28 protein-coding genes are annotated in these 25,708 nt (G+C 70.4%); 8 read left to right on the top strand and 20 right to left on the bottom strand.

The genetic code is table 11. The features are described from left to right. The first annotated feature begins 102 nt into the window (after nt 1-102). From fomD to IEY86_RS29485, 3 genes are all read left to right on the top strand, one after another. A complete protein-coding gene (gene fomD, locus IEY86_RS29495) occupies nt 103-789 on the top strand; it encodes a cytidylyl-2-hydroxypropylphosphonate hydrolase (protein WP_189134950.1) in 687 nt (228 codons plus the stop codon). Nucleotides 790-973: 184 nt separating this feature from the next. Further along, on the top strand, nt 974-1,630 hold the full coding sequence (locus IEY86_RS29490; protein WP_189134949.1) for a class I SAM-dependent DNA methyltransferase: 657 nt from the start codon (nt 974-976) through the stop codon (nt 1,628-1,630). 46 nt (nt 1,631-1,676) lie between these two features. After that, on the top strand, nt 1,677-3,806 hold the full coding sequence (locus tag IEY86_RS29485) for an ATP-binding SpoIIE family protein phosphatase (RefSeq protein WP_308425186.1): 2,130 nt from the start codon (nt 1,677-1,679) through the stop codon (nt 3,804-3,806). Nucleotides 3,807-4,055: 249 nt separating this feature from the next. Here IEY86_RS29485 and IEY86_RS29480 read toward each other — a convergent pair whose 3' ends face one another. Continuing rightward, on the bottom strand, nt 4,056-4,958 hold the full coding sequence (locus tag IEY86_RS29480) for a hydrogen peroxide-inducible genes activator (protein WP_229698867.1): 903 nt from the start codon (nt 4,956-4,958) through the stop codon (nt 4,056-4,058). A 188-nt stretch (nt 4,959-5,146) separates the two neighbouring features. Here IEY86_RS29480 and IEY86_RS37665 point away from each other — a divergent pair, with 188 nt between their 5' ends. Further along, nucleotides 5,147-5,281 carry a hypothetical protein gene (locus IEY86_RS37665; protein ID WP_265805827.1) on the top strand — a complete coding sequence of 45 codons (135 nt, stop codon included), beginning with the start codon at nt 5,147-5,149 and terminating at the stop codon, nt 5,279-5,281. Between the two features lie 15 nt (nt 5,282-5,296). Here IEY86_RS37665 and IEY86_RS29475 read toward each other — a convergent pair whose 3' ends face one another. The 4 genes from IEY86_RS29475 to IEY86_RS29460 all read right to left on the bottom strand — a co-directional run bounded on the left by IEY86_RS29475 (nt 5,297) and on the right by IEY86_RS29460 (nt 10,517). Beyond that, entirely contained in the window at nt 5,297-6,640 is a 1,344-nt protein-coding gene (locus IEY86_RS29475) for an AI-2E family transporter (RefSeq protein ID WP_189134948.1), read from the bottom strand. Between the two features lie 190 nt (nt 6,641-6,830). Further along, nucleotides 6,831-7,535, bottom strand: a complete 705-nt coding sequence (locus tag IEY86_RS29470; RefSeq protein WP_189134947.1) for an aggregation-promoting factor C-terminal-like domain-containing protein — start codon at nt 7,533-7,535, stop codon at nt 6,831-6,833. Between the two features lie 534 nt (nt 7,536-8,069). After that, the gene (gene phoH2, locus IEY86_RS29465) at nt 8,070-9,404 is read right to left on the bottom strand and encodes an RNA 5'-3' helicase PhoH2 (RefSeq protein ID WP_189134946.1); all 1,335 of its coding nucleotides are present in this window, start codon (nt 9,402-9,404) and stop codon (nt 8,070-8,072) included. Between the two features lie 351 nt (nt 9,405-9,755). Beyond that, nucleotides 9,756-10,517: an isoprenyl transferase gene (locus IEY86_RS29460; RefSeq protein ID WP_189134945.1), complete on the bottom strand. Its 762-nt coding sequence runs from the start codon at nt 10,515-10,517 to the stop codon at nt 9,756-9,758. A gap of 154 nt (nt 10,518-10,671) precedes the next feature. Here IEY86_RS29460 and mgrA point away from each other — a divergent pair, with 154 nt between their 5' ends. Then, entirely contained in the window at nt 10,672-11,760 is a 1,089-nt protein-coding gene (gene mgrA / locus IEY86_RS29455; protein ID WP_373287109.1) for an L-glyceraldehyde 3-phosphate reductase, read from the top strand. A gap of 59 nt (nt 11,761-11,819) precedes the next feature. Here mgrA and IEY86_RS29450 read toward each other — a convergent pair whose 3' ends face one another. After that, nucleotides 11,820-12,530: a prepilin peptidase gene (locus IEY86_RS29450; RefSeq protein WP_189134944.1), complete on the bottom strand. Its 711-nt coding sequence runs from the start codon at nt 12,528-12,530 to the stop codon at nt 11,820-11,822. A 10-nt stretch (nt 12,531-12,540) separates the two neighbouring features. On the opposite strand from IEY86_RS29450, the gene IEY86_RS29445 reads away from it, so the two are divergent. Next, the gene (locus IEY86_RS29445; protein ID WP_189134943.1) at nt 12,541-12,960 is read left to right on the top strand and encodes a DUF192 domain-containing protein; all 420 of its coding nucleotides are present in this window, start codon (nt 12,541-12,543) and stop codon (nt 12,958-12,960) included. Here IEY86_RS29445 and IEY86_RS29440 read toward each other — a convergent pair. Continuing rightward, nucleotides 12,944-13,459 carry a hypothetical protein gene (locus tag IEY86_RS29440; RefSeq protein ID WP_189134942.1) on the bottom strand — a complete coding sequence of 172 codons (516 nt, stop codon included), beginning with the start codon at nt 13,457-13,459 and terminating at the stop codon, nt 12,944-12,946. The two genes, IEY86_RS29445 and IEY86_RS29440, sit on opposite strands and share 17 nt — an antisense overlap. A gap of 84 nt (nt 13,460-13,543) precedes the next feature. Between IEY86_RS29440 and IEY86_RS29435 the strand changes: the two genes are divergently transcribed. Further along, nucleotides 13,544-13,744 carry a hypothetical protein gene (locus IEY86_RS29435; RefSeq protein ID WP_189134941.1) on the top strand — a complete coding sequence of 67 codons (201 nt, stop codon included), beginning with the start codon at nt 13,544-13,546 and terminating at the stop codon, nt 13,742-13,744. On the opposite strand, the gene IEY86_RS29430 is transcribed toward IEY86_RS29435, so the two are convergent. Then, entirely contained in the window at nt 13,722-14,141 is a 420-nt protein-coding gene (locus tag IEY86_RS29430; protein WP_189134940.1) for a hypothetical protein, read from the bottom strand. The two genes, IEY86_RS29435 and IEY86_RS29430, sit on opposite strands and share 23 nt — an antisense overlap. A 133-nt stretch (nt 14,142-14,274) precedes the next feature. Here IEY86_RS29430 and IEY86_RS29425 point away from each other — a divergent pair, with 133 nt between their 5' ends. Further along, nucleotides 14,275-14,685, top strand: coding sequence for an ATP-binding protein (locus IEY86_RS29425; RefSeq protein ID WP_189134939.1), 411 nt, complete (start codon nt 14,275-14,277; stop codon nt 14,683-14,685). Here IEY86_RS29425 and IEY86_RS29420 read toward each other — a convergent pair. From IEY86_RS29420 to IEY86_RS29365, 12 genes are all read right to left on the bottom strand, one after another. Beyond that, entirely contained in the window at nt 14,660-15,268 is a 609-nt protein-coding gene (locus IEY86_RS29420) for an OmpA family protein (RefSeq protein ID WP_189134938.1), read from the bottom strand. The two genes, IEY86_RS29425 and IEY86_RS29420, sit on opposite strands and share 26 nt — an antisense overlap. 8 nt (nt 15,269-15,276) lie before the next feature. Continuing rightward, nucleotides 15,277-15,840 (bottom strand): hypothetical protein, encoded by a 564-nt coding sequence (locus tag IEY86_RS29415; RefSeq protein ID WP_308425185.1) that lies wholly within the window; start codon nt 15,838-15,840, stop codon nt 15,277-15,279. A 32-nt stretch (nt 15,841-15,872) separates the two neighbouring features. Beyond that, nucleotides 15,873-16,466, bottom strand: a complete 594-nt coding sequence (locus IEY86_RS29410) for a pilus assembly protein TadG-related protein (RefSeq protein ID WP_189134937.1) — start codon at nt 16,464-16,466, stop codon at nt 15,873-15,875. After that, entirely contained in the window at nt 16,463-16,690 is a 228-nt protein-coding gene (locus tag IEY86_RS29405) for a hypothetical protein (RefSeq protein ID WP_189134936.1), read from the bottom strand. The genes IEY86_RS29410 and IEY86_RS29405 overlap by 4 nt, the downstream gene beginning before the upstream one ends. 84 nt (nt 16,691-16,774) lie before the next feature. Then, entirely contained in the window at nt 16,775-17,662 is an 888-nt protein-coding gene (locus tag IEY86_RS29400; protein WP_189134935.1) for a DUF5936 domain-containing protein, read from the bottom strand. A gap of 1 nt (nt 17,663) precedes the next feature. Beyond that, on the bottom strand, nt 17,664-18,614 hold the full coding sequence (locus tag IEY86_RS29395) for a type II secretion system F family protein (RefSeq protein ID WP_189134934.1): 951 nt from the start codon (nt 18,612-18,614) through the stop codon (nt 17,664-17,666). 2 nt (nt 18,615-18,616) lie between these two features. Then, nucleotides 18,617-19,954, bottom strand: a complete 1,338-nt coding sequence (locus IEY86_RS29390) for a TadA family conjugal transfer-associated ATPase (RefSeq protein WP_189134933.1) — start codon at nt 19,952-19,954, stop codon at nt 18,617-18,619. A 7-nt stretch (nt 19,955-19,961) separates the two neighbouring features. Further along, complete coding sequence (locus IEY86_RS29385; protein WP_189134932.1) at nt 19,962-20,396, bottom strand: TadE/TadG family type IV pilus assembly protein; 435 nt, start codon at nt 20,394-20,396, stop codon at nt 19,962-19,964. Further along, a complete protein-coding gene (locus IEY86_RS29380; RefSeq protein WP_189134931.1) occupies nt 20,393-21,994 on the bottom strand; it encodes a CpaE/TadZ family protein in 1,602 nt (533 codons plus the stop codon). The genes IEY86_RS29385 and IEY86_RS29380 overlap by 4 nt, the downstream gene beginning before the upstream one ends. A 12-nt stretch (nt 21,995-22,006) precedes the next feature. Beyond that, a complete protein-coding gene (gene cpaB / locus IEY86_RS29375; protein WP_189134930.1) occupies nt 22,007-22,732 on the bottom strand; it encodes a Flp pilus assembly protein CpaB in 726 nt (241 codons plus the stop codon). Beyond that, the gene (locus IEY86_RS29370; RefSeq protein ID WP_229698862.1) at nt 22,732-23,571 is read right to left on the bottom strand and encodes a hypothetical protein; all 840 of its coding nucleotides are present in this window, start codon (nt 23,569-23,571) and stop codon (nt 22,732-22,734) included. Before IEY86_RS29370 ends, cpaB begins: the two co-directional genes overlap by 1 nt. A gap of 280 nt (nt 23,572-23,851) precedes the next feature. Continuing rightward, nucleotides 23,852-25,390 (bottom strand): GntP family permease, encoded by a 1,539-nt coding sequence (locus IEY86_RS29365; RefSeq protein WP_229698861.1) that lies wholly within the window; start codon nt 25,388-25,390, stop codon nt 23,852-23,854. Nucleotides 25,391-25,708 lie beyond the last annotated feature (318 nt).

Raw genomic sequence — 25,708 nt, 5'->3', positions numbered from 1 at the left:
ATTTGAGTCGAGGGCGTGAATTGACGCGCCGACAGTCGCATTTGCGCCGTATTTGTTTCGCATATCGGCGAAGCTCGAGCGCGACACCTCTAAGATCTGTCCATGACGGCGGAAACAGTGCGCGCACAAGGAGACCAGGCCGCGGGCCATTGGGCGCCCGGGGAGACGGTGCTGTGGCGGTACCGGGGCAACGCGACCGAGCGGTTCCACCTGTGCCGCCCGGTGACCGTGGTCCGCGACGACGCCGAGATGCTCGCCGTATGGCTGGCCGCGGGGACCGAGTGCATCCGGCCCGTGCTCCACGACGGCTCCGAGATCGCCCGTGAACCGCTGGCCACCCGCTTCCGCAAACCCCGTGACGTACGGCGGTCCACATGGTTCGGCACCGGGGTGCTCAAGCTCGCCCGGCCCGGTGACCCGTGGTCGGTCTGGCTGTTCTGGGACCGGGGATGGCGGCTGCGCAACTGGTACGTCAACCTCGAGGAGCCGCGCGTGCGCTGGGCGGGCGGCATCGACTCGGAGGACCATGTGCTCGATGTCGCCGTCTACCCCGATCGCTCGTGGGAGTGGAAGGACGAGGACGAGTTCGCGGCGGCCCGTGAGGCCGGGCTGATCGGCGATCAGCAGGCCGAGCGGATCAGGGCCGCGGGGCTGAGCGCCGTCCGGGAGGTCCAGGCCTGGGGCTGGCCGTTCCGCGACGGCTGGGAGCACTGGCGACCGAACCCGTCCTGGGCCACGCCGGCCCTTCCGGACGACTGGGACCGGGCTCCGGACGCCCGTTTTTCTTGATGATTCCGTGACCTTGGCTACGGAGGTAGCCCAGTAGGGTCACGGTGGGTATGGGGTAATCAAACGCAGAATCGCCCGTCGTTCCCAAGAGCAATTCCCATGGTCCTGGTCAGGGTTTGACACAGAGCCACTCGGGTGTGCGTCATGGAGAAGGCGGACCCGTGCGAAGGGACGGCACACTCCTTTGAGTTACGCAGACGTCAGGCGCGACCGTACCGGGCAGGCCGAGGCGTTCGACGCGATAGGCGATCGCTACGACGAGGCGTTCCCGCACAAGGAGGGCCAGATCGCGGCGGGCGAGTGGCTGCTGAAGAACCTGCCCGCCGGGTCCCGTCTGCTCGACCTCGGATGCGGCACGGGCCTGCCGACGGCACTGCAGCTCGCCGAGGCGGGCCACGAGGTCGTCGGCGTCGACCTGTCGCGAAAGATGATCGAGCTCTCCGGGCGGAACGTCCCGGACGCCACCTTCCACCACGCGGACCTCGCCGATCTGGCTCCGGCGGGACCGCTGGACATCGGACGCTTCGACGCGGTCGCGGCGTTCTTCTCGATACTCATGCTCCCGCGCGCGGAGATCCCCCACGCTCTGCGACTGTGCCACGACCTGCTGAACCCCGGAGGGCTCTTCGCCCTCGGGATGGTGGAGGCGGATCTCGACGACTTCTCCATCCCGTTCATCGGCAACACCATCAGAGTGACCGGATATCTTCGCGAGGACCTGCACAAGCTCGTCGAGGAAGCCGGATTCGAGGTCCTCGGAGGATCCTCGTACACGTATGCACCAGCGAGTTCGGACGTACCCCCGGAAGAGGAACTGTTCCTGCACTGCAGAAGGAAGTAGTGCGACCTCGAACAGCAGCGCACCATTCGGATGGATCGGCACAGCCGTGACGGATCAGCACCACCTCCCCCACGAACGCCCCGGCAGACTCGCCGTTCACCCCGCGGGGCACGGCGCTCAGGCAGACGCCGAGGCGACGGGGCCGCGTCCCCTGGAGGGCTTCGCCGCCCGACGCCCGACCGCGGGAGCCGGGGCGCCTCGCCCCGGGGACAGGCCCCCGGACAGGGCTGCCGACCGCTCCCCGGAGCGGGGCGGCGACCGGTCCGCCGAGCCACTTGGCGAGCGGCTGGGCGAGCGGGCAGCCGAGTGCGCCACCGAGCCCGGACTCGAACGTACGTTCGAGCACGGTGCGGAGCACCTCACCGAGCGCGACACGGGCCGCCGGGGCGGGGTGGGTCCCGCGGATCACCCGGACGGCCTAACGCCGCACACGGTCGCCGAGGGCCCCGCCGAGCACCCCGTTCTCGCCCGTGAGCGCGACCGCCTGCGCTACCTCGACGCCGCCGCCCGGCGCATCGGACGCGGACTGGACCTCGACGCGACCCTGCACGGGGTCTGCCGCGCCTGTGTGCCCGTCTTCGCCGACTCGGTCGTCGTCTACCTTCGCGACCCGCTGCCGGTGGGCCAGTACCGTCCGGTCGGCCCGGTCGTGCTGCGGCTGCGCCGCACCGACCGCGTCCCGCAGGGGGTGGACGGGGCCGCGACACCGCTGCTCACCGACCGGATCGACGGGCCCGGGCGCGCGGAACCGATCCATTTGGACCCCAACGGGCCGCTGACCGAGATCCTCCGCGAGGGCCGCCCGGTCTTCGCCGACGGCGGCCGGCACGCGCAGGCACTCAACGAGCTCCTGGGCCCCGCCGCTCCCCAGGTCCTGCCCACGGGCTCCCGGGTCATCCTGGCTCCCCTGCGCGGACGCCGCAGCGTCCTGGGCACCGTGCTCCTCGTGCGCGGCCCCGACCGCGCGGGCTACCAGCCCGACGACCTGCTCGTGGCCGCCCAGCTCGCCACGCACACCGCCCTCGGTGTCGACAAGGCGGTCCTCTACGGCCGTGAGGCGTACATCGCCGACGCCCTCCAGCGGGCGATGCTGCCCACCTCCCTGCCCCAACCCACCGGGGTCCGCCTCGCCCACCGCTATCTGCCCGCCGCGGAGACCGCCCGCGTCGGCGGCGACTGGTACGACTCGATACCGCTTCCGGGCAACCGGGTCGCGCTCGTCGTCGGAGACGTCATGGGCCACTCCATGACCTCGGCGGCGATCATGGGGCAGCTGCGCACGACCGTGCAGACGCTGGCCATGCTCGACCTGCCGCCCGAGGAGGTCCTGTACCACCTCGACGAGCAGGCGCAGCGGCTCGGAAGCGACCGCATGGCCACCTGCCTGTACGCCGTCTACGACCCCGTGGCGCACCGGCTCCTGCTGGCGAACGCGGGACATGTCCCGCCCGTCCTGCTCCACCGCGACGGCCGCGCCGAGGTGCTGCGGCTCCCCGCGGGGGCGCCGATCGGGGTCGGCGGGGTCGCCTTCGAGTCGGTGGAGCTGCCCGCGCCCGCGGGCGCCACCCTCGTGCTCTACACCGACGGCCTGGTCGAATCGCGCTCCCGGGACGTGTGGACCGGGGTGGAGCAGCTGCGCGACCGGCTCGCCGCCGCTGCCGGGGCGATCTCCGATCCACCGCTCGAACCGCTGTGCGACGAGGCCCTGGACGTCCTCGGCCCCGGTGACCGCGACGACGACGTGGCCCTGCTCGCGGCCCGGTTCGAGGGGATACCGCCTCAGGATGTCGCGTACTGGTTCCTGGAGCCGCACCCGCAGACGGCGGGACGGGCCCGCCGTCTCGTGCGCCGGGCGCTGCGCCGGTGGGACCTGCCCGAGCTGATCGACGCCACCGAACTCCTGGTCAGCGAGGTGGTGACCAACGCCGTGCGCTTCGCCGAGCGGCCGATCACCTTGCGCCTGCTGCGGACGGATGTGCTGCGCTGCGAGGTGGGCGACGACGCTCCGCAACTGCCCCGGATGCGGCATGCCGCACCCAGCGACGAGGACGGCCGCGGACTCTATCTGGTGAGCCGGGTGGCGAAGCGGTGGGGCGCCACGAGGCTGAGCACGGGCAAGGTCGTCTGGTTCGAGCATACGCTCCCGTCCCGGCCGGAGGACCGGAAGCCGGATTGACGGGATGCCAGGGGCACCGGGGATTCCGGGTGCCCGCCGCGGAACGGGGCGACTCGACCCGTTCTCGAGAGGGCCTTGGAGTATTGGAGGAACATCGACGACAAGGTCGGTGACCGGATCGCCGCCAAGGCGAACGGCGGCTGACCCCTTCCTCCCCCGAAGGTGGCCCCCGGATCCGGAGCGCAGCCCCGCGGCACGTGACTCCCCCCTCCGTGCCCGGGGCTGCCGCGTTCCCGCGAACCCCTTCCCCTACTCCTCGATGCGCACCGGCAGCGGGCGCAGCCGCTCGCGCAGCGCCCCGGCGAAGGCGGCGAACTCCTCCTGCCGGGCCACGCCGGACCGCATCGCGAGAGCGATGCGCCGCTCCGGCGCCGGGTCGCGGAAGTGGGCCGTGGACAGCCGTCCGCTGCGCCCCGTCTCCACCTTCAGCGCGGTGCGCGGCAGCAGGGTCACCCCGAGGCCGCCGGCGACGAGCTGTACGAGGGTGGACAGTCCTGCCGCGCTCGTCGTGGCCGGGGCTTCGAGCGCCCTGCCCGCTTCACGGCAGACGTCGAGTGCCTGGTCGCGCAGGCAGTGGCCCTCCTCCAGCAGGAGCAGGTCCAGGTCGCGCAGCACCTCACGGGGCAGGTCACCACGCCCGGCGAGGGGGTGCATCCGCGGAGTGACCAGGACGAAGTCCTCGGAGAACAGCGGCAGCTCGGTGACACCCGGTGCGTGCAGGGGCACCGCGAGCAGGAGGAGATCGAGCCGGCCCTGGCCGAGGCCGTCGAGCAGGGAAGCGGTCTGTTCCTCGTGGACTTGGAGTTCCAGCTCCGGGTAGCGGTCGTGCACCAGCCGCAGCACGGTGGGCAGGAGGTAGGGGGCCACGGTGGGGATGACGCCGAACCGGAGCACTCCGGTGAGCGGCGCCCTGACCGCTTCGGCCTCGTCCATGAGTTCTCCGACGCTTTCCAGGACCGCCTGTGCCCTCGCCGCCAGACGTATCCCTGCCGAGGTGAGCAGTACCTTGCGGGTGGTGCGCTCGACCAGCTGGGTTCCGAGCGTCTCCTCGAGCGCGGCCACCGCCCCCGGCAGAGCGGGCCGGCTCATGCCGATGACGGACGCAGCCTCCCTGAAGTGCAGATGTTCGGCGACCGCGGAGAAGGCGCGCAGCTGCCCGAGTGCGGGTTGTGCGGGCGAACTGACAGGGACCTCCGATCAACACTTTGGATCATAGCGATTGCCCCGATCAATGCGCAGCGTCATCCTGCCGGGCGTCGGCGGAGGCGACGGGGCGGCACGACGGCCGGCTCACGGGGGTCGGCAGCGGCTGAGGGATGTGCCTGGAGTCGAAAGAGCGGGTGCCGCGCAAGGCGGGTGTGCGGCGGGAGACCCTCCAGGAGGCGTTCAAGATCGCCTCGGTCGTCCGGGCCGTCGGCATCACGCTCGACGCCGAAGCCGTCCTGGGCAATGCCCGACGGTCCCTGGGCGCCTGACGCGGCGCGGCCGCGTCAGGCGTTGCCGGGCTCCCGCAGGTCTTCCGGCCTCGGCCCGGCGTCGGGCCGCAGGGCGGGCTCGGCCGCGATCGTCACGGCCGCCGCGCCGGGCTGCCCGCCCGTGGTCGCGAGCACCTCCTCACGGCCGCGGGAGCGCAGATAGCCCACCAGGGTGTTGAGGACCGCCACCAGCGGCACGGCCACCACCGCGCCGCCGATCCCGGCGATCAGCGAGCCGCAGGCGACCGCGAGGACCACGGCCAGCGGATGCACCCGCACCGCCCGGCCGAGGATGAACGGCTGGAGGATGTGGCCCTCGATCTGCTGCACCGCCAGCACGACGATCAGGACCATCAGCGCCGTGAACGGGCCCTCGGTGACCAGGGCCACCACACAGGCCAGCGCCCCCGAGGCCACCGCGCCCACGAGCGGGATGAACGCCCCGAGGAAGATGATGACGGCGAGCGGCACCGCCATCGGCACATCGAGCAGGAAGAGGCCGACGCCGATGAAGACCGCGTCGATCAGCGCCACTATCACCGTGCCGCGCACATAGCCGGTCAGCGTCGCCCACACCCGGGGTCCGGCCCCGGTGAGGCCCTCACGGGCGGCGTGCGGGAAGAGTTTGAGCACCCAGCGCCAGATCCGCTTGCCGTCGTAGAGCAGGAACAGCGTGCAGAACGCGGTGAGCAGGATGCCGGTCAGGGCCTCGACGACGACGGTGACACCCTGGAGCCCGGCCGAGGTCAGCGCCTCGGTGTTGTGCCCGATGGCGTCGCTGAGGTTCTTCGCGATGTCGTTGATCTGCTTCTCGGTCACATGGAAGGGACTGTCGAGAAGCCACTGCTTGAGGTCCTCGATGCCGTGCTGGACCTGGTTGGACAGATTGTCGACGTTCTCCATGACCTGCCAGACCACGAACCAGCCGACCAGTCCCATGATGACGAAGCCGGTGAGGAACGTGACGGCGGTCGCGAGGCCGCGCGGGAGGCCGAGCCGTTTGAGCCAGGAGACGGTCGGCTGGAGGAGGGCGGTGATCAGCAGGGCGGCGGAGAAGGCCAGCACCACCAGCCGCACCTCGCTGATGATCCGCATCAGCACCCAGACGGCACCGGCGAGCACCAGCAGCCGCCAGGCGACCTCGGTGGCGACCCGCATGCCCCACGGCACCATGGCCACGGGGTCGGGGACGGACTTGGCGGCGGGTCCGGCGTGCGGGGCCGCCACCGGCTCGGGACGGTCGGCGAGTTCCTCCCGCTCGAGTTCCTGCTGTCGTTCCGCGCGGCTTTCGGCCAGCCGCCCGGAGAGCCTGGACAGGGCATCAACCCATCCCGCGCCCCACTCGTGCAATCGGGACATGACGCGATCTCTACCCTTCCAAAGCAACAACGGCCTAGACGCTACCTCAGCCGCTCATTCCAGGCATCGCCGCGTTCACACGCGATCCGAACGCGAAACAGCCCCCGACCGACAAGGACGCCGGCGGGGGCTGCTTCGTTGCTTCGGTACCGAGGGCTCCGGAGTCAGGCACTCCCGGAGCCGGGGGCTCCTAGTACCAGTGGTTGGCCTGCCAGAACGACCAGGCGCCGCAGGGGCTGCCGTAGCGGCTGTTCATGTAGTTCAGGCCCCACTTGATCTGGGTCGCGGGGTTGGTCTGCCAGTCCGCCCCGGCGGAGGCCATCTTCGAGCCCGGGAGCGCCTGCACCAGACCGTAGGCGCCCGAGGAGGCGTTGGTGGCGTGGTAGTTCCAGCCGCTCTCACGGCTGACGATGTTGCTGAAGCAGGAGTACTGGCCGCTGCCGACCATCTGGCGGGCCATCGCCTGGACCTGGGCCACCGTGTAGCTGCCGCCGGTCGACTTGGGGACGACGACCGGCGGACGCGACTCGTCGCGGCTCGCGCGCTCCTTGGCCAGACGGGCGGCCTCGGCCTTCTTCTTCTTGGCGAGGTCGGCCGCGGCCTTCTTGTCGGCCGCGTCCTTTGCGGCCTTCTTGCGGGCGGCGTCCTGAGCGGTCCTCTTCGCCGCCGCGTCGGCGGCGTCGGACTGCGCCTGCGCCTGCTGACCGAAGTTGGCGGAGACCTGCTGGGCATGCTGCCCGCTGGGTATGTCGGCGAGGAGAGTGGCGCCGGCCGCCTCGGCGGACGGCTGCGTGTCTCCCTGCTCGTTGCCTGCGGCGACACCAACGACGGCACCGACAGCGGTGACCGCGGTGGCGGATGCCACGGCGAATCCCCGGACCGAGATCCGAGTCACATGCGTTCCTTCCAGCACCGGCCGCGTGGTGACCGCGCGGCCGAAATCGTGCCCCTGGCGCTGGCCCTCCCTTGGCAGTGGTCACGGAAGGCACGGGCCCGGTGCGGTCCCCGGGGAAGGGGTCGCATGGTGCTCGGGCGGCGTACGGCGCATCCATCTTCAGTTCTGGCGTAGTGCTCTGACGCCTCAGGAGGCGCCGTAATCACTGCCGTACGCGGGGCCTGACAGAACCCACACCCTGCCCGAGCCGGACGTGCGGACGCAATTCTCCGTTGCGTGGGAAAGCTCACACGGTTCTTACGGGGGGAGTTTGCTCATTCGCCCGCGCGGGTAGCCACCGGCACCCTAAAGTCTGATGTTCCTCGCGCATTCGCGCAGCACAAAAGGGATTTGAGGGGCGTACGGCCACCGTACGCGGTCATCCCCGGCACGGGCCGCGAACGACGGCGAGGCCGGGACCAAAGCCTCGAAAGACCCGTTCCCGACCTCGCCCCGGCGCATCGGCCGAATGTGCGCTCCGCCGCACCGCCTCTTCTAGATTTGTCCGTCTTCGAGCATTTCCGTCACGAGAGCGGCAATTGGGGAACGTTCGGAGCGGGTGAGGGTGACATGCGCGAAGAGCGGATGCCCCTTCAGCTTCTCCACGACCGCGACCACACCGTCGTAGCGGCCCACCCGGAGGTTGTCGCGCTGGGCGACGTCATGGGTGAGGACCACGCGCGAACCGGCACCGATCCGCGACAAAACGGTCAGAAGGACATTGCGTTCCAACGACTGCGCCTCATCGACGACGACGAACGCGTCATGCAGCGAACGGCCGCGGATGTGGGTGAGCGGGAGCACCTCCAGCATGCCCCGCCCGACGACCTCCTCGATCACCTCCGCCGACGTCACCGCCGAGAGGGTGTCGAAGACCGCCTGCGCCCAGGGGCTCATCTTCTCGGACTCGTTGCCCGGCAGATAGCCGAGGTCCTGGCCGCCGACCGCGTACAGCGGACGGAAGACCATCACCTTGCGGTGCTGCCTGCGCTCGAGCACCGACTCCAGACCCGCGCACAGCGCCAGTGCCGATTTGCCCGTGCCCGCCCGGCCGCCGAGGGAGACGATGCCGACCTCCGGGTCGAGCAGCAGGTCCAGCGCGATCCGCTGCTCCGCGCTGCGCCCGTGGATGCCGAACACTTCACGGTCCCCGCGCACCAGCCGCACCCGCCCGTCGGCGGTGACCCGCCCCAGGGCCTTGCCGCGTTCGGACTGAAGGACCAGCCCCGTGTGGACGGGGAGCTCGCGCGCCTCCGGCAGGTCGACGGAGTCCTCGGAGAACAGCGCGTCCACGTCCTCGGCGGACGGGTGGAGCTCCGCCATCCCCGTCCAGCCCGAGGTGATGGCCAGCTCTGCCCGGTACTCCTCCGCGAGAAGCCCCACGGAGGACGCCTTGACCCGCATCGGCAGATCCTTGGAGACGACCGTCACGTCGTATCCCTCCGCCTGAAGATTGCGGGCGACGGCGAGGATCCGCGAGTCGTTGTCCCCCATCCGGGCCCCGTTGGGCAGGAGGGCGGGGGGCAGGACACCGGGGTCGCTGTGGTTGAGCTCGACCCGGATGGTGCCGCCGAGCTCCCCGATCGGAATGGGGGCGTCGAGCCGGCCGTACTTGATCCGGTATTCGTCGAGCAGCCTCAGCGCCTGGCGGGCGAAGTAGCCGAGCTCCGGGTGATGCCGCTTGGCCTCGAGCTCGGTGACCACGACGACGGGGAGCACGACCTCGTGCTCCTCGAAGCGGGTCATGGCGACCGGGTCGGCCAGTAGCACACTGGTGTCGAGAACGTAAGTGCGCCGGTCGTGCACCCGGCGGTTCTTGGTTGCCACCACCTGTTGACGTACCCCCTCGCAGGGCGCGCACCGGCGCCCCGGACGGTATAGCGCAACCGAGCACCAACGGGATACGCGGGTCGCTGCGGTGTTGCGCGGGACGGGACCGGGACCAGGCCCGAGGGCCGGGTGCCGGCCCCCTGGTATGCCGCGGCAGCACTGCCTCGCAACGGCGCGTGTGCTCGCAAAGGGCCTCCCGGGCGGATGACCCCATGCCACCCGCTGCCAGCCGGCGCCCGTGGCCCGAGCGCCGATCTGCAGGTGATATTCCCCCTTACGAGGACGCGCATGCCGTCGGGCGCCCAACGTTCATTCGAGTGACACCTGCCGTGCGGCCGGGCCGACACCCGTTCAGACCCCGTACCGCCGGTGCCTGTCGGCGTAGTTGCGGATGGCACGGAGGAAATCGACCTTGCGGAAGGCGGGCCAGAAGGCCTCACAGAAGTAGTACTCCGAATGCGCGCTCTGCCACAGCATGAAACCGGACAGACGCTGCTCGCCCGAGGTGCGGATCACCAGATCGGGGTCCGGCTGGCCGCGGGTGTAGAGGTGTTCGGAGATGTGCTCGACGTCGAGGATCTCGGCCATCTCCTCGATCGAGGTACCCCGCCCGGCGTGCTCGTTGAGCAGGGAGCGGACCGCGTCGGCGATCTCCTGGCGGCCTCCGTAGCCCACGGCCACGTTGACGAGGATTCCGCCGATCGAGGCGGTGTCCTCCTCCGCGGTCTTGAGCACCTCCTGGGTGTGGGCGGGAAGCAGGTCGAGCGTGCCGACGTGGTGCACCCGCCAGCGGCCGGTCTCGGCCAGGCCGCTGACCGCACCCTCGATGATCTTCAGGAGGGGGTCGAGCTCCGTGGCCGGACGGTTGAGGTTGTCGGTGGACAGCAGCCACAGGGTGACCACCTCGACACCGGTCTCCTCGCACCAGCCGAGCATCTCCCGGATCTTGTCCGCCCCGGCGCGGTGCCCCTGCTCCGTGGTGCCGCCGGACGCGCGGGCCCAGCGCCGGTTGCCGTCGAGGATCACACCGATGTGCTTGGGGACCTGGGTCGTGTCGAGCTTGGACTCCACCCGGCGCGCATAGAGGCCGTATACCAAGTCGCGCAGCTTCATCGTGGCTCCAGCCCTCCCGCGTACCGACCCACCGCTCAGCCAGGTTACTGCGGACCCGCGTCGGCGCAGTAATCGGCTTCCACGATCCACACGATCGGACACCTGTATGAGTACGAAAATCTACTGAGCTTTCTCACGTGATAGGAGATGGAGTGTGGCTACGACATCCCCCTTGACACCCCCGCTGACGTCCCCCTACCTGTACCGCGCGGCGGACGACCGGTACGACTCGATGCAGTACCGGCGCACCGGCCGCAGCGGTCTGAAGCTGCCCGCCGTCTCGCTCGGCCTGTGGCACAACTTCGGCGACGACCGGGCCCTGGACGCGCAGCGCGCCATCCTGCGCCGCGCCTTCGACCTGGGAATCACCCATTTCGACCTGGCGAACAACTACGGGCCGCCGCCCGGCTCGGCCGAGCTGAACTTCGGCAAGCTGTTCGACCAGGATCTCCGCCCGTACCGGGACGAGCTGGTCATCTCCACCAAGGCCGGGTACGACATGCAGCCCGGCCCCTACGGCGAGTGGGGCTCGCGCAAATACCTGCTGTCCTCGCTGGACGCCTCGCTGCGGCGGATGAACCTCGACCACGTCGACATCTTCTACTCGCACCGCTTCGACCCGGAGACCCCGCTCGAGGAGACGATGGGCGCGCTCGCCTCCGCCGTCCACCAGGGCAAGGCGCTGTACGCCGGCGTCTCCTCCTACAGCGCCGAGCGCACCCGTGAGGCCGCGCACCTGCTGCGCGACATGGGTGTCCCGGCGCTGATCCACCAGCCGTCGTACTCGATGATCAACCGCTGGATCGAGACCGACGACTCGGGCACCGGCAGCCTTCTCGACGTCCTCGAGGAGGAGGGCATGGGCTGCATCGGCTTTGTGCCGCTCGCCCAGGGACTGCTGACCGACAAGTACCTCAACGGGATCCCGGAGGGCTCGCGCGCCGCCCAGGGCAAGTCGCTCGACCCCCGGCTGATCAACGACGAGACGGTGGCCCGCCTGCGCGCGCTCAACGCCGTCGCCGAGCGCCGCGGCCAGTCCCTGGCCCAGCTCGCGCTCAGCTGGGTGCTGCGCGACCCCAGGGTGACCTCGGCACTGATCGGCGCCTCCTCCGTCGCCCAGCTCGAGGCGAACGTGGCCGCGCTCGACGGCCCCGGACTCACCGAGGAGGAGCTTGCGGAGATCGACGAGCACGCCACGGACCGGCCGGGCGTGAACATCTGGTCCCGCAGCAGCGAGGACTGACAGCGCGTGGGCGCCGCGAGGGGTCGGCCGGTCAGCCGGAAGCGCCCTGGCCCGGCCGGCTAGGACGCCGCGAGCAGCACCCCCAGCAGCGCGCCCGCGAGCATGAACGGTCCGAAGGGGATGGCGGTACCGCGGTTGGCCCTGCGCAGCACGATCAGGGCCAACCCCGCCGTCGCCCCCAGCAGGAACCCCGCGAACGCCCCGGCGAGGACGGTGTCCCAGCCGTACCAGCCCAGGACGAGCCCCAGCGTCAGGGCGAGCTTCACATCGCCGAAGCCCATCCCCCTGGGGCTGATCAGGAACATCGCGAAGTAGAAGGAGGCCAGCGCCCCCGCGCCCAGCAGGGCCCGCACCCACGACCCGCCGCCGTGCGGCATCAGCGCGGCCACACCCAGCAGGGCGGCCGTCCCGGCGGCCATGGGCAGCGTCAGCACGTCCGGCAGCCGCCGCACCCGCAGATCGACCGCGGCGAGCAGCACGGCGAACGGCGCCAGCAGAAGCCACACCACGGTCTCCGGCCGCGCTCCCGAGGCCAGCGCCAGCAGCCCGCACACGAGCGCCGTCACCGCCGCGGCCAGCCGGGCGTCGGGCCCGTACCATGCCGAGCACCGGCCGCACTTGGGCAGCAGGCCGCGCAGCGCGTGGCCGTTGGGGCAGACGTCCCGCCACGGCTGCTCGGGCTCGACGGCCATCCGGTGGACGGCGCCGGGCAGCAGCGCCCCGGCGAGCGCGCCGAACCCGGCGGCGGAGACGACGAGCGGCAGGTTCATGGGAGATCCGATGCGTGGGCGTGACGGACGTGAGCGCCCCGAGGGGCGCGGGCGTTGGCGCGACGGCCGGGGCACTGTCCGTATTGAAGACGGTGAGAGCGTCCCGTTGGAAATCCCTGTGGAGATAGCCGCCTCCTACCGGGCCCGCACCCGCGGTCTGCTCGGCCGGGACGGCATCGAGGGAGCGGTCCTGCTCACCCCCGCCGCGAGTGTCCACACCCTGGGGATGCGCTTCCCCATCGACGTCGCCTACCTCGACCGCCGTTTCACCGTGCTGTCGGTGCGGACGATGCGGCCCGGCCGCCTCGGCTGGGTGCGGCTGCGCTCCCGGCACGTCCTGGAGTCCGAGGCGGGCACGATGGAGCGCTGGGGACTGCGCCGGGGTGCACGGGTGGAGGTGGACGCCTTCCCGCTCACGCCCGGGCGCTGAAGCTCAGGCTGTTGAGGATCTGGCTGAACACCGTGTCCCGCAGGACTCCCTCGACCGCGGTGATCCGCACGGACTCCGGCCCGTCGATCCTCACCACGTCGATCCCGCTGACCCGCATGCCGTGGCGCAGGTAGCTGTACTCCACCTTCTCCACGAGCCGGCCGTCCATCAGATACTGCCTGCCGCTGCGGACCTCCGTCCGCGGACTCAGCGGACCGGCCGCCGACGCACCCGCCCCCGTCGGTCCCAGCCGGATCGCGATCCGGCCGACCTCCCTGCCCTTCTTCCGCAGGACGGCCGCGGTGGCGGCGCCGCGCAGCGCCCGGCCCTCGACCGCCGTCCAGCCGCGCTTGGGGTGCATGATCAGGACGTCCCCGGCACGCATCGCCCGCCATCCCTCCGGCGCCCCGCTCCCGGTACCGCTTCCGACGGCCAGCAGGATCGCCATGGCCACCGCGGCCCCGGCCACCGGGCCACCGACGTTCACCCACGCGCCCATGCGTGCCCCTCGCCTCTCGCCCGCCGAAGACGCCATCCACCGGACACCATCAACCACATGCCCGTTTCATCCTGACATGCGTGGATGCTGGAGCGCGGTAGCCCCCGCCGCCGCTCAAAAATCCGTACGGCGATCGAACTGGTGGTGTTGATGGTCCACGACGCCAACGCCGACGCCGTCCGCCTCTACGAGAAGCTGGGCACGGACCGGCACACGACCGGGGTGGCGGTGCCGACGGCGACCGCCACCCCTCGCACGGCGGTCAGGCCGCTCGGGCACCGGTGAGCGCCTCGACGAGCTGGTCCATCTCGGCACGCCAGTAGCGGGCTATGTTGATGCGGGTGGGCTTCTCCTCACCCGGGATGTGGAAGCGGAACGAGCTCCACAGGGTGTTGCGCTTGATGTCGCTGATCAGCGTCTGCGCCTGGGTCCGCGGGATCGCGAACAGAAGCTCCTTCGGCCGGTTGCTGACACGGCTCGCCTTGTGGAACACCACGGCCTGCTCGGTGACCGTTATGAAGTAGTACTTCACGAAGAGCTGGCCGATGACGCCCAGCCCGTTCATCAGCCACGGGCTCGGCCCCGTGATGCTGTGCAGCGTGACGATCGGACGGTCTCCCGGCGCGATCTCCGCGATCGCCTGACCCACCTGTTCCTGCATCGTCGACTTCCGGATGGCCATCCGGCCACCTCCCTTGCGTCGCGCGGCGCCACCCGCCGGACAAACGGCACCGCAGGGTACCGCCACGATTGAACAGGACGACCCCCCGGGCCGTAATTCGGAAGTGCACCACCCCGATCTCCGGGAGGCAGCAATGACCGAGACCCCGTCAACCGCATGGTGCTACGCCCTCAGGATCGCTCCGCAGCCGTGGATGGTGAGCCTGGTCCGCAACTCGCTCAAGACCGCTCTCTTCCAGCAGCACCAGCCCGAACTGGTGGACACGGCCTGCCTGTTGGCCAGCGAACTGGCCACCAACAGCATCGTGCACTCCGGGCTGCCCGTCACCGTCCACATGGAGTGGGAGGACGGCAGGCTCCGCGTGGGAGTGCACGACGACAGCCCCGAACTCCCGCAGCAGCGCACTCCCGAGCCCGGGGACGAGGGCGGCCGCGGGCTCTTACTCGTGGAGGCGTGCGCTTCGGCGTGGGGTGTGCGGACATGCCCGACGGGTCCCGGAAAGGATGTGTGGTTCGAGCTCAGTCCTCGGTCTTGGGAAAGGTGATCTCCACCCGACGGTTCTTCCTGCGGCCCTCCTCGGTGGAGTTGTCGGCGATCGGATAGTCCTCCCCGTAGCCCCTGACGTCATAGGTGACGCCGGGGGCCAGATTGCGCGAGAGGGCCTGCCGGACCGACTCGGCACGGCGCTTGGACAGCACATCGCCATGAGAGCTGCTGCCGAGGTCGTCGGTGAAGCCGAAGACCCGCACATGCTTGGCCTCCTGGTCGTCGATCTCGTTGGCGATCGCCTTGATCCGGTTCATGGCGGCCGGGGAGAGCTCGGCGCTGTCCTTGGAGAAGAGCACCTCCGTCTGGAGGGCGAAGGTGACGTCCTTGTTGGTCTCCGAACGGCGCTCGTTGCCCCCGCCGTCCTCGATGACGGTCTTGATGTCGAGCACCTTGGGCGGGGCGAGCTGGGCGTCCTTGGCGAGCTGGAGATCGGAGTCCTGCCCGTCGACCTCGACGGGCGCGGAGGGTGCGGCGCTCGGCGTGGGGCCGTCGGCCGCCGCGGGGTGCGCCCACAGGAGTATCAGTCCAGCGGCGGCGACGACGGCTCCGGCCGTGAGTCGGCGTGGTTTCGGCGTCATGGGCGCGCTCACCCCGAAATCGTGATCTTGGCGGGCGGCATGGTCGGAAGCTCGAAGTCGACCTCGGTCACCCCGGCGGGCGGGGCGGGGAACTGGGCGAAGATGGGCCGGGTCTCCCTGGGCCTGATGAGGTTCAGCCCGGTGGTGCACAGGCACCTGCCTTCAGTGTCCCGCAGCACGTAGTAGCGCTTCTTGCCCTTCAGGTCCACCAGGACGGCGCCCGCGACCGAGGATCCGGACTTCTGGACCTCCGTCTCCTGGCCGACCCAGCGGGTGGCGCTGAAGCTCTGGGTGCCACCATTGGTGAGCGTGCCCTTGACGGTCACGAAGCCCCCCGAGTCCCGGGTCGCTTCGGTGATGGCGACGACGATGTCCTTCTCGCCCTTCACCTCGGCGAGCGTCTCCGTGGGTTCGGGCACCGGAGTGTTCGTCTGTGTCGGCTTGGAACTCCCGGGCCGGGGCGTGGAACTGCGCTTCGAGTCGTCGCTCTTGCCGCTGCCGCCGCAACCGCCGACGGTGAGTGCAAGACCGGCAGCGAGCACCACGGCCGCCACCCTCGTACGTGACTTCACCAATGTCCCGTTCCTCATGTTGTCGATCACCGTCAGTCGCTTAGCCGAATCTTGAAGAAGTCACCCAGATCCAGGCCCCATTCGGGGTTGTCCTCGTCGAGTACCTGCTCCCCCTGGTCGCACGTGAACCGATAGGGCCCCGAATCGTCTTGCCCGTCGGCGAGTTCGCAGCGAGGCTCGATGACGGCCGTCGCCTTGGCCTGCGCGTGCTTGTTCTCGGTGCCGTCGATCACGGACTTGCCCATGCTCTTTGCCGACTTGACCTCGACCTCGTAGCCCGGCGGACCGTCAACAGCATTGCAGCTGACGTACGTCGCGTTGTTGGCGGCCGCGTAGGCCTGCGCGTCGGCGCAGTGGTCGGGGCCGAAGTCCAGCCCCTTCAGCAGTTCCTCGAGAGCTTCGAGGTCCCCGCTGTCCAGGGCGTCGAGGAAGGCGGGACGCAACTCGTCCCGGTCCGCCTTCGCCGCGGCTATCGCCGCCGCGTCGGCGGCCGTCTGGGTGCGGTTGCGCGAGTCCTCGGCTCGTCCCACGGTGAAAAAGGCCAGCGCGACGAAGAGCAGTGCGACTCCCGCCACCAGGTAGAGCGGAATCGCCTGCCCCTCGTCGTCGCGAAGGGACGAGGTCACGAAGCGCCCAGCACCTTGTCGATCATGCTCATGATGCCGTCCTTGATCGCCTGGCCGATGTCCGTGCCGGACAGGGCGAGAATGATCGCGGCAATGATGACGACGATCCCGAGATACTCGACAGCGGTCTGCCCCGCGTCCCCCTGACGTGACCTCATCGCCTCCAGTCGCTGGTCCACCGCGTTCCGAGCCTTGACCGCCGTCTTCGTCACGAGGTCGACCATCCGTATCCCCTCCCAGGGGCTGGAACTCTCCGATAACAGAAAGGTAGGGCGGAATCACAGATCCGGTAGAGGGCACGGGTGAAGTCACCCGCCCATGAATGACGTGATGTTGAGGTCCGAACCCAGCAACAGACTGCTGACCAGCAGGATCAGCGTCGCCGGGACCATCAGGGTCGTCACCACCAACGTTGCCTTCGGTACCGTGCGCGCCGCCTTGCGCCGGGCGTTCTGCGCGTCCGTGCGCCTCATGTCCTGGGCGATCTGCATCAGCGTCTCCGCGATGGGCGCGCCCAGGTCCTCCCCCTGCTGAAGCGCCGTCACGAACTGGCCGACCTGCTCGGACTCGTTGCGGCGCCGCAGTTCGTCGAAGGCCTGGCGGCGGCCCATGCCCATCTCCATCTGCCGCAGCGTGATGGAGACCTCGTCCGACCACGGGCCCCGGTACATCGTGGAGACCCGCTCCAGCGCCTGCCGGAAGCCCAGCCCCGCGCTCACCACCACCGACAGGACGTCGAGGAAGTCGGGGAGGGTGCGGTCGATCTCCTCCTTGCGCTTGCGGACGGCCGCCCAGATGCCGACGTCCGCCCACCACCAGGCGAAGGCGGCGAACAGGACGGTCACGAGGAACTGGCCGCGCAGGAGGAAGACCAGCGCGGCCGTGCCGCCCAGCACCCCGTACACGGCCCTGCGGGCGGCATAGCGCTGGAGGGTCAGACCGCCGGGGTTGCCCGCGTAGTCGATGCGGTTGCGGGTCCTCGCGACCCGCTCCGGCCCCATCATCCGCAGCACGGCGGGGGCGTAGCGCATCCCCAGCCGGTCGACGGCCGAACCGACGGCGCCGGTCCTGGTGGAGCCGACTTCGAGGGCGAGGGCCAGGTCGGTGGGGAGTTTGGCGTCCCTGCGGTACAGGGCGATGCCGTAGGCGGCTCCCAGAACGCACAACCCGACGGCCGCGGCGAGCAACAGTGCCATCTCAGACCTCGATGCGGGACATGCGCCGGATGAGGAAGAACCCCAGCGCGTACAGCGACAGCGACACGACGACCGCCGCCTGGCCGATTCCGCCGCCGGTCATCGCGGCCAGAGCGCCCGGAGTGATCTGGTCGATCATCAGCAGGGCGCCGATGCCGATGACGGGGACGGCGTAGGCGGTCAGGCGGATCTGGGCGAGCTGGGTGCGCACCTCGCGCCGGGTCTCCTTGCGCTCCTCCAGCGTCTCGGTGAGGTTGCGCAGGGAGTTGACCAGGGAACCGCCGGTGCGGGCGGACAGGATGAGGGTGGTGACCAGGACCGCCAGCTCCCGTGAGGGCAGGCGCTCCTGGAGCTCACGCAGGGCGTCGTCCAGGGAGTGCCCGACGGCCAGGGCGTTGGCCACCTTGCTCAGCTCCTCCCCCGCCGGGGCCTCCAGTTCCTCCGCCGCCATCGGCAGCGCCGTGCGCAGGGCGAGGCCGGCCTGGGTGGCGTTGGCGAGGACGCGGGAGAGCTCGGGGAGCTGGTTGATGAAGCGTTCGATCCTCACCTGGCGGCGCCAGTTGAGGAACGCGAACGCGGCCCAGGAGCCCAGCACGGCGGCGATCGGCCCGAAGAACGGGGCGAGGACGACATGGGCGACGATCCACAGTGCCCCGGCACCGCCGAGCATCCCCGCCGTGAACTCGCCCGGCGTCAGCGTCAGGCCCGTCGCCGCGATCCTGCGCTCCACCCACCTCCCGTAGCGGGTCCCCCGTACGTATACGTCGAACCGCGAGAAGCGCTCCCTACGGCGCCGGCCGGGAGCGGCGCCCGACGCCCCCGAGGTGAGTGCCAGCCGCTCGACCAGGGCCTCGCTCTGCGCCCGGCCGCGCGACCAGGAGTGCACTCCCCACACGAGGAGCACACAGGCCACCGCGGCGGCGCCGATGGCCGGCAGGGCAGAACGGTCCACGGCTACCGCGCCTCCCTCGTGTCGAGGTCGTCGTCGGAGGAGGCGACCCCGAACTTCGGCGGGACGGGCTCACCGGCCAGATGGAGCCGCTGGGCGACCGTCCTCGGCAGCGGGTAGTGCTCGAAGTGGCCCCGCACGATCCGGTCGGCGCCCATCGGCCGGGCCACGAAGCGGCAGACGCTGGTGAGCGTGAACACCGTCCGCCCGCGCGAGGACAGCATGGCGATCTCGGTCACCCGCCGGGCGCCGTCCACATGGCGGGTCAGCTGGACGACGACGTCCACGGCGCTGTTGATCTGGTCGCGCAGCGCCTCGAAGGGGATCTTGACCTCGCTCATCGACGCGAGCGTCTGCAGGCGCATCACCCCGTCCTCTGCCGAGTTGGCGTGGACGGTGGCCAGCGAGCCGTCGTGGCCGGTGGACATCGCCTGGAGCATGTCCAGCGTCTCGCCGCCGCGCACCTCGCCGACGATGATGCGGTCGGGGCGCATGCGCAGTGAGTTGCGCACCAGGTCCCGGATGGTGATCTGGCCCTTGCCCTCCACATTGGGGGGCCTCGACTCCAGCCGGATGACGTGGTTCTGCTGGAGCTGGAGCTCCGCCGCGTCCTCGACGGTGATGATGCGCTCGCCCTCGGGGATCAGACCGGACAGGGCGTTCAGGAGGGTGGTCTTGCCTGAGCCCGTGGCACCCGAGACGATCACATTGAACTTCGCCCGGATCAGCGACGACAGCAGCATGACCATCGACTCGTCGAGTGTGCCTAGCCCCAGCAGTTCCTGGAGCTTGTAGGCCCTGGGGAAGCGGCGGATGGTCAGCGTCGGACCGGTCAGGGCCAGCGGCGGGATGATGACGTTGACACGCTCACCGGTCGGCAGACGGGCGTCCACCATGGGATTGGACTCGTCGACACGGCGGTTGACGGTGGAGACGATGCGTTCGATGGTCTGCATCAGCTGCTCGTTGCTGGCGAACCGGGTCGGCAGCAGCTCGACGCGTCCGGAGCGCTCGACGTAGATGTGGTCCGGCCCATTGACCATGATCTCGGTGATGGACGCGTCCTCGAGCAGCGGCTCGAGGACACCGAGGCCGAGGGCCTCGTCGACGACTCGGCGGACGAGGGTGGCGCGCTCCTTGTTGGACAGCACCGGGCCCTCGCGGCTGATGATGTGCCCGAGGACGCGCTCCAGGCGGGAGCGGCGCTCGGCGGCGGTGAGGGCCGACATCTCGGCGAGGTCGATCTCCTGGAGGAGCTTGGCCCGGTAGGCGGCGACCAGGTGGCTCTCCTGGCTGTGCTCGGGGGCCTCCTCGTGCGTCAGCCGCGCCCGCAGACTGGTCATCGCGTGCTCACTCCTTGGGCATGTGCGCGGTTCGGTTGATCGTGCCGATGGACTTCATGCCGGGAACGAGGGCCGGGATGCTGATCCTGGCGGTGGCGGAGACGTCCTCGTCGTCGACGGTGACGGAGAGGGAGAGGTCGTCCTGGAGCCAGTCGGCGACGGCGGCGGTCCCCGCGCCCTGCGGGTCGCTGCCCGGCAGGTCCTGCGAGGCCGTGCGGGCGGCGGTCCGGGCGGCGGTGCTCGCCTGGGAGGCGGCGTACGCGACGATGCCGAGCTGGATGCCGACGACGGCGATCAGGAGAAGGATCGGCAGGACGCCGAGCAGTTCGATGGAGGCCTGCCCGCGCTCACGGCCCGAGCGGTCGCACTCGCGGCCGCGGCGTCCTGCGAAGCGGCCCCGTTTCCCGTGCCGGATCGGCTCCGCCCGCCGGATCGCGTTCATGGGCGCTCCTCCTTCGCCGCTCCCGCGCTGCCGTGGACGGTGAACGGGAACGACGCCACCCCGGGGAAGAGGACCGGCGCCTTGAGCGCCGCCTTCGCCTGGACGGTGTCCCCGTCGGTCGTGCAGGTGATCGTGGCCTCCCAGGATCCCGGCAGGTCCTCCTTGCCGTCCTCGCAGGAGTGCCCGGTGGCCACCGCCCGGGCCGCCTTGTCGGCGGCGTTGCCCGCGAGGGAGAAGGTGTAGCCGATGAGCACGCACTGCCACACCAGCGCCAGCACGATCAGGATCGTCGGGACCATCCCCAGGAACTCGATGCTGGCCTGTCCCTGGTCCCCCGCCGACCGTCCCCGTCTGCCGAGGCGCTGTTTCTGCCTGGCCTGGTGGCGGGCGGCCCTGCGGCCGCCGCCGGCGAGCTCCAGGCTCTTGGAGTGCAGGATGCCCAGCTCTGCGGCGAGGGCCCACAGCGCCTGCTTGACCGTGGAGCGGGTGTCGAGGTCCTGGAGGCGCCCGGCGTCGACGACTGGCTGGAGCTCCCGGTAGGCGGCGGGGACAACGGACTTGGCCGCCTTGGTGCCGGTGATCCGCTCGACCAGCGGCGGCTGGATCTCGGTCGTGCGGGTGTGGCGGTTGATCAGGAGGACGGTGTCCTCGGCCTTGCGGATCTGCAGCCGGTCCCACATGCGCACCATCCGCTTGGCACCGCGCACGGCCACCACATCGGGGGTGGTGACGAGCACCGCCGTGTCCGCCATCTCGACGGCGACGGCGTTGGCCCCGTTCATCTGCGTTCCGCAGTCCACCACCACGACCTCGAAACGGGACCTCAGAGCGTTGATCACCTGGCGCGCGGCCCGGTCGGTGATGTCCTCGGAGCGCTCGCCCTCGGCGGGGGCTAGCAGGAGGGACAGGCCGGTGGGGTGGGTGAACATCGCGTCCTGGAGGACCCGCGGCGAGATCTCGTTGATCTCCGCGAGGTCGGCGACCGAGCGCCTGAACTGCACTTCGAGGTACGAGGCCACGTCCCCGGCCTGGAGGTCCATGTCCACCAGCGCGGTGGCCCGGCCGGCCGCCCGTGCCGCGAGGGCGAGCTGCACCGCCGCCACGGTCGTGCCCACCCCGCCCTTGGCGCCGGTCACGGTCACCAGCGTCCCTCCGGGCCCGGAGGGGAACTCGGCGCCGCCGGGGCTCAGATGGCGGCGCACCCCCGAGGCCCAGCTCGCGGCCGCCGTCACGCGGGAGGCCAGCTCCTCGTAGGACAGCGGCATTCCGACGACCCCGCGGGCTCCGACGTCCATCGCCGCCGCGTACAGGTCGGGGGTGGGCGCCTGGGACATCAGGACGACGCCTGCCGCGGGGAAGCGCATACCGATGTCGCGGATCAGCTCCAGCGCGGGAACGGGCCCGATGCGCTCATGGACCAGCACCACTTCGGGGAGCTCGTCCAGGGACTCGTCGGCCAGGCGCCCGAGGGTGTTCAGCAGGGCGGTGGAGTCCGTGACGACCTGCCCCGGCTCGGCGGCCGGCAGCTGCGCGAGCAGGGTGGTGAGTGCCCTTGCCGTGTCGGCGTCGCCGATCCCGCCGAGGATGCGAATGGTCACTGGCACTCCCTCTCACTGGTCCTGGTCGAGGGTGTAGGTGCGCTCACCGGGCTTCAGCGCAGTCTTGTCGCCGGGGGCGACGAGCGCCAGACGAACGTGGGTGGCGAACGACTCGGCGTAGGCGACGCGTTGGGCGTCCATCGGCGAGAGGGCGAAGGTGATGGCCACGCCCTGGCTGGACCGGCGGACCTTGTCGCGGTCCGGCTCCAGTGACTTGGTGTCGCCGACGTGGATGATCCGGGCGTTGCTGACGATGATCTGCGAGGACGCCCTGGTGCCGTTGGCGTCGGCCCGCCCGCCCTGGTTGTCGGCGGCGAAGGTGGCGAAGATGTTGACCGTGTCGCCGGGGCGGATCTTGCCCGCGACCCCGGTCTCGGCGTCGATCATGATGGCGATCTCCAGCTGGCCCGGCCGCAGATCGGGGACGTCGGCCGTCATGTCCTTCTGGAGCAGCGACCCCTTCTTGAGGTTGGTGGCCGCTATCCGCCCGTTGATCTCATCGAGGTCGCGCACCGCGGTCGAGGGGATCCACCGCTTCGGCATGCTCACCTTGCGGAACTGGCCCGCGTCGAGCTTCGTGTACGCGTCCACGTCGTCCTTGAGCTCGTAGGCGGCCTGCTCGGGGCCGACCTTGGACTCCACGTCGTTTATCACCGACACCACCCCGGCGAAGGCCGCGATGGCGCAGACGACGGAGAGGACGAGCAGGATGATGCCGCGCCGTTGACGTGAGTTCATCAGCCGATCAGACCTATCTCGTTCAGGGCGATCTGGGCGGAGCAGAACAGGCACTGGTCGCCGATCACTTCCAGACCGCACCACGCGCACGACTCCCTGCGCACGGAGGTGACGAGCCGGTAGAGCACACCGATGTCGGGGATGTAGGCGGCGAACTCGACGAGCTTGTGGTTCCCCCACCACTGCGTGGAGGCGGCGGGCAGGGGCACCTCGTGCACCTGCCCGGGCTGCCACTGGCGGGCGAGGTCCTCCCTGACCCAGTCGTCGTGCATGCCGTGGGCGGCGACGGCCAGGTGGGTGAGGAAGTTGGGCCCGGCGACGCGGGTGTGAGGGCCGACCTCCGCGAGGCCCGCCTCGGGGTTGGCCATGACCGCGAACTGGGCCCCGGGGACCCAGGACCGCAGATGGGACTTGAGATCGACCTCGACGCGGTCGAGCCTGGTGACGCTGCCGAGCACGGCGCCCGCGTACAGGTAGTAGGTCAGCAGCCGCGCGGCACCCGCGACCACGCCGGGGCCGAGGTCGGTGCCGGTCAGCCGGCGCAGCTGAAGGGCGAGCAGGGCGACGGCGAGCGGCGGAAGGTCGGTCTCGACCAGCGCTATCCGGTCACTTTCGAGAATGGCCCGAATGGTGTGCAGGCGTCTGCGCCCCGCGGCACCGAGCGCGGCGGGAACGAGGACGATCAGATGGCCATGGAGGTCGAGCGCGGCCGTCGTCGCGCTCAACTGCTCGCCGAGGTCCGGCAGCAGGTCGCCGGAGACGGGGAGCACGACCGCGGCGGGAAGCCTGTGGTGCGGCCTGGGGCCGTACTCCGGGAGGAGGAGGTCAGCGCTGGTCACAGCAATGGCAGTTGGCACCCGACCCCCACTTCGCCCCCTCGGCGGACCCGCGTTGTCAGCTTAGCCACGGACAGGGCATCTGGGGATGTCGCGGACAGTGGAAATCTCACTAAACGCGACCGAAACCCAGCGCTGCGGATGCGTTTGGGGCAGCGGCGCGGTGGATTGCGCGCCGCTGCCCATGGTGTTGTGTCGGTGGGGCGGAAGGCGGGTGGTGACGCCCTTTCGGACGGCCTCGGCGGGCTCGATCCGCCTCGGCCGTCCGATCGGGGTCGCCGGGTCAGATGACCAGGCTCAGCAGGCTCGCCGTGGCGAACCCGGTCACCGACAGGATCGTCTCAAGAACGGTCCAGGTGCGCAGGGTGTCGCGCTCGGAGATGCCGAAGTACCTCGACACGATCCAGAAGCCGCCGTCGTTGACGTGCGAGGCGATGATCGAGCCCGCGGAGATCGCGACGATCACCAGCGCCAGGTGGGGCTGGGAGAAGTCGCCGGCGTCCAGCAGCGGCTTGACGATCGCCGCCGTGGTGATGATGGCCACGGTCGCCGAGCCCTGGGCGATACGGATGACGGAGGAGATCATCCAGGCCAGGACGATGACGGGCAGGCCCGCGTCCTGGAAGGCGTCGGCAAGCGCCTGGGCCACACCGCTGGCGCTGAGGACCTTGCCGAAGACGCCGCCGGCTCCGATCACCAGCACGATCGCCGCGACGGGCTTCAACGAGGCCGAGGTGACGGTCTCCAGGCTCTTGCGGCTCCAGCCGCGGCGGACGCCGAGCAGGTAGTAGGCCATCAGCAGCGCCACGGTCAGGGCGACGAACGGGTCGCCGATGAACTCCAGCACGGACCGCAGATTGCCCTTGTCCAGCGTGATCGAGGAGAAGGTCGCCATCAGGATGAGGATCAGCGGGGTGCAGATGATGAGCAGGACGGTGGACAGCGGGACCGGGTCCTCCGCGGGCGCATCGGTTCGGCCCGCGTCCACCACCGCGCCGGTGCCATCGCCCCGGGTCGCTCCGACCTGCGAGTGCGCCGTGCTCGCTGTCGCCCCACGCGCCTTGCGGTCCGCGGCGACCGCCGCCTTCGCCTCCTCCGCCGCCTCAAGCATGTCCTGCGGCACGGAGACGAAGATCCTCTCGCCGACCCAGGCCGCGAACACCCAGCACGCGGCCACCGCCGGGATGCCGCAGACTGCGCCGATCAGGATCATCCAGCCGAGGTCGACGCCCAGCAGTCCGGCCGCCGCGACGGGGCCCGGGTGCGGGGGCAGGAACGCGTGTGTCATCGACAGCCCCGCCAGCAGCGGAAGCGCGTACAGCAGAAGGGACTTGCCGCTGCGCTTGGCGGCGGCGTACACCAGCGGCGCGAGGACGAAGATGCCGACGTCGAAGAAGACCGGGATGCCGAAGATGACACCGGTCAGGCCCACGGCGAGCGGGGCTCGGCGCTCACCGAACAGATTCAGCAGCCACTTCGACAGGACCTCGGCTCCGCCGGAGACCTCAAGGATCGAGCCGAGCAGCGTGCCCAGCCCGAGGACGATGGCGACGCTGCCGAGGATGCCGCCGAACCCGCCCTGGGTCAGGCCGACGACGGTGCTGCGCTGGACGGTCCCGAAGAGCTCCTCCACGCTGATTCCGGCGCCGAGCGCCACGACGAAACTGACGCCGAGCAGGGCGACGAACGGCTGGAGCCGCACCTTCATGATCAGGTAGAGCAGCAGGGCTATCCCGAGGACCGCGATGGTCAGCAGACCCGCGGTGCCGGGGATCAGTAGGAGTAGACCGCCCGTGTGGGGAGGCGGAGGCGTTGTTGGCATGAAGAGACTCCGGGAGGGTGAAAGTGGCATGCGGAAGGGGCGGCGATGCGGCTCGAGACAGGGTGGCGGGATCAACCACGGCCGCCCGCCGGGCCGGGAGGCCGAACGCCGGGCGGGCCGGTCGTTCGGAATCGGGGACCGTCGAGGTGGCGGTCCTGGGATCGGCTCGTCGGGGGAACGGTCCTCGGGGCTCGGGACCGCCGGAGGACAGGCGTCCGGCCCGGGATCCGTCCGGAGGACGGTCAGTTGGACTCGGAACCGCCGGGGACGGTCCTACGGGCTCAGTCCAGGACGGTCAGTTGGACTCGGAACCGCCGG

The organism is Wenjunlia tyrosinilytica (assembly GCF_014646055.1).
GTDB lineage: Bacteria > Actinomycetota > Actinomycetes > Streptomycetales > Streptomycetaceae > Wenjunlia > Wenjunlia tyrosinilytica.
This window is presented reverse-complemented; position numbering and strand designations above follow the sequence as displayed.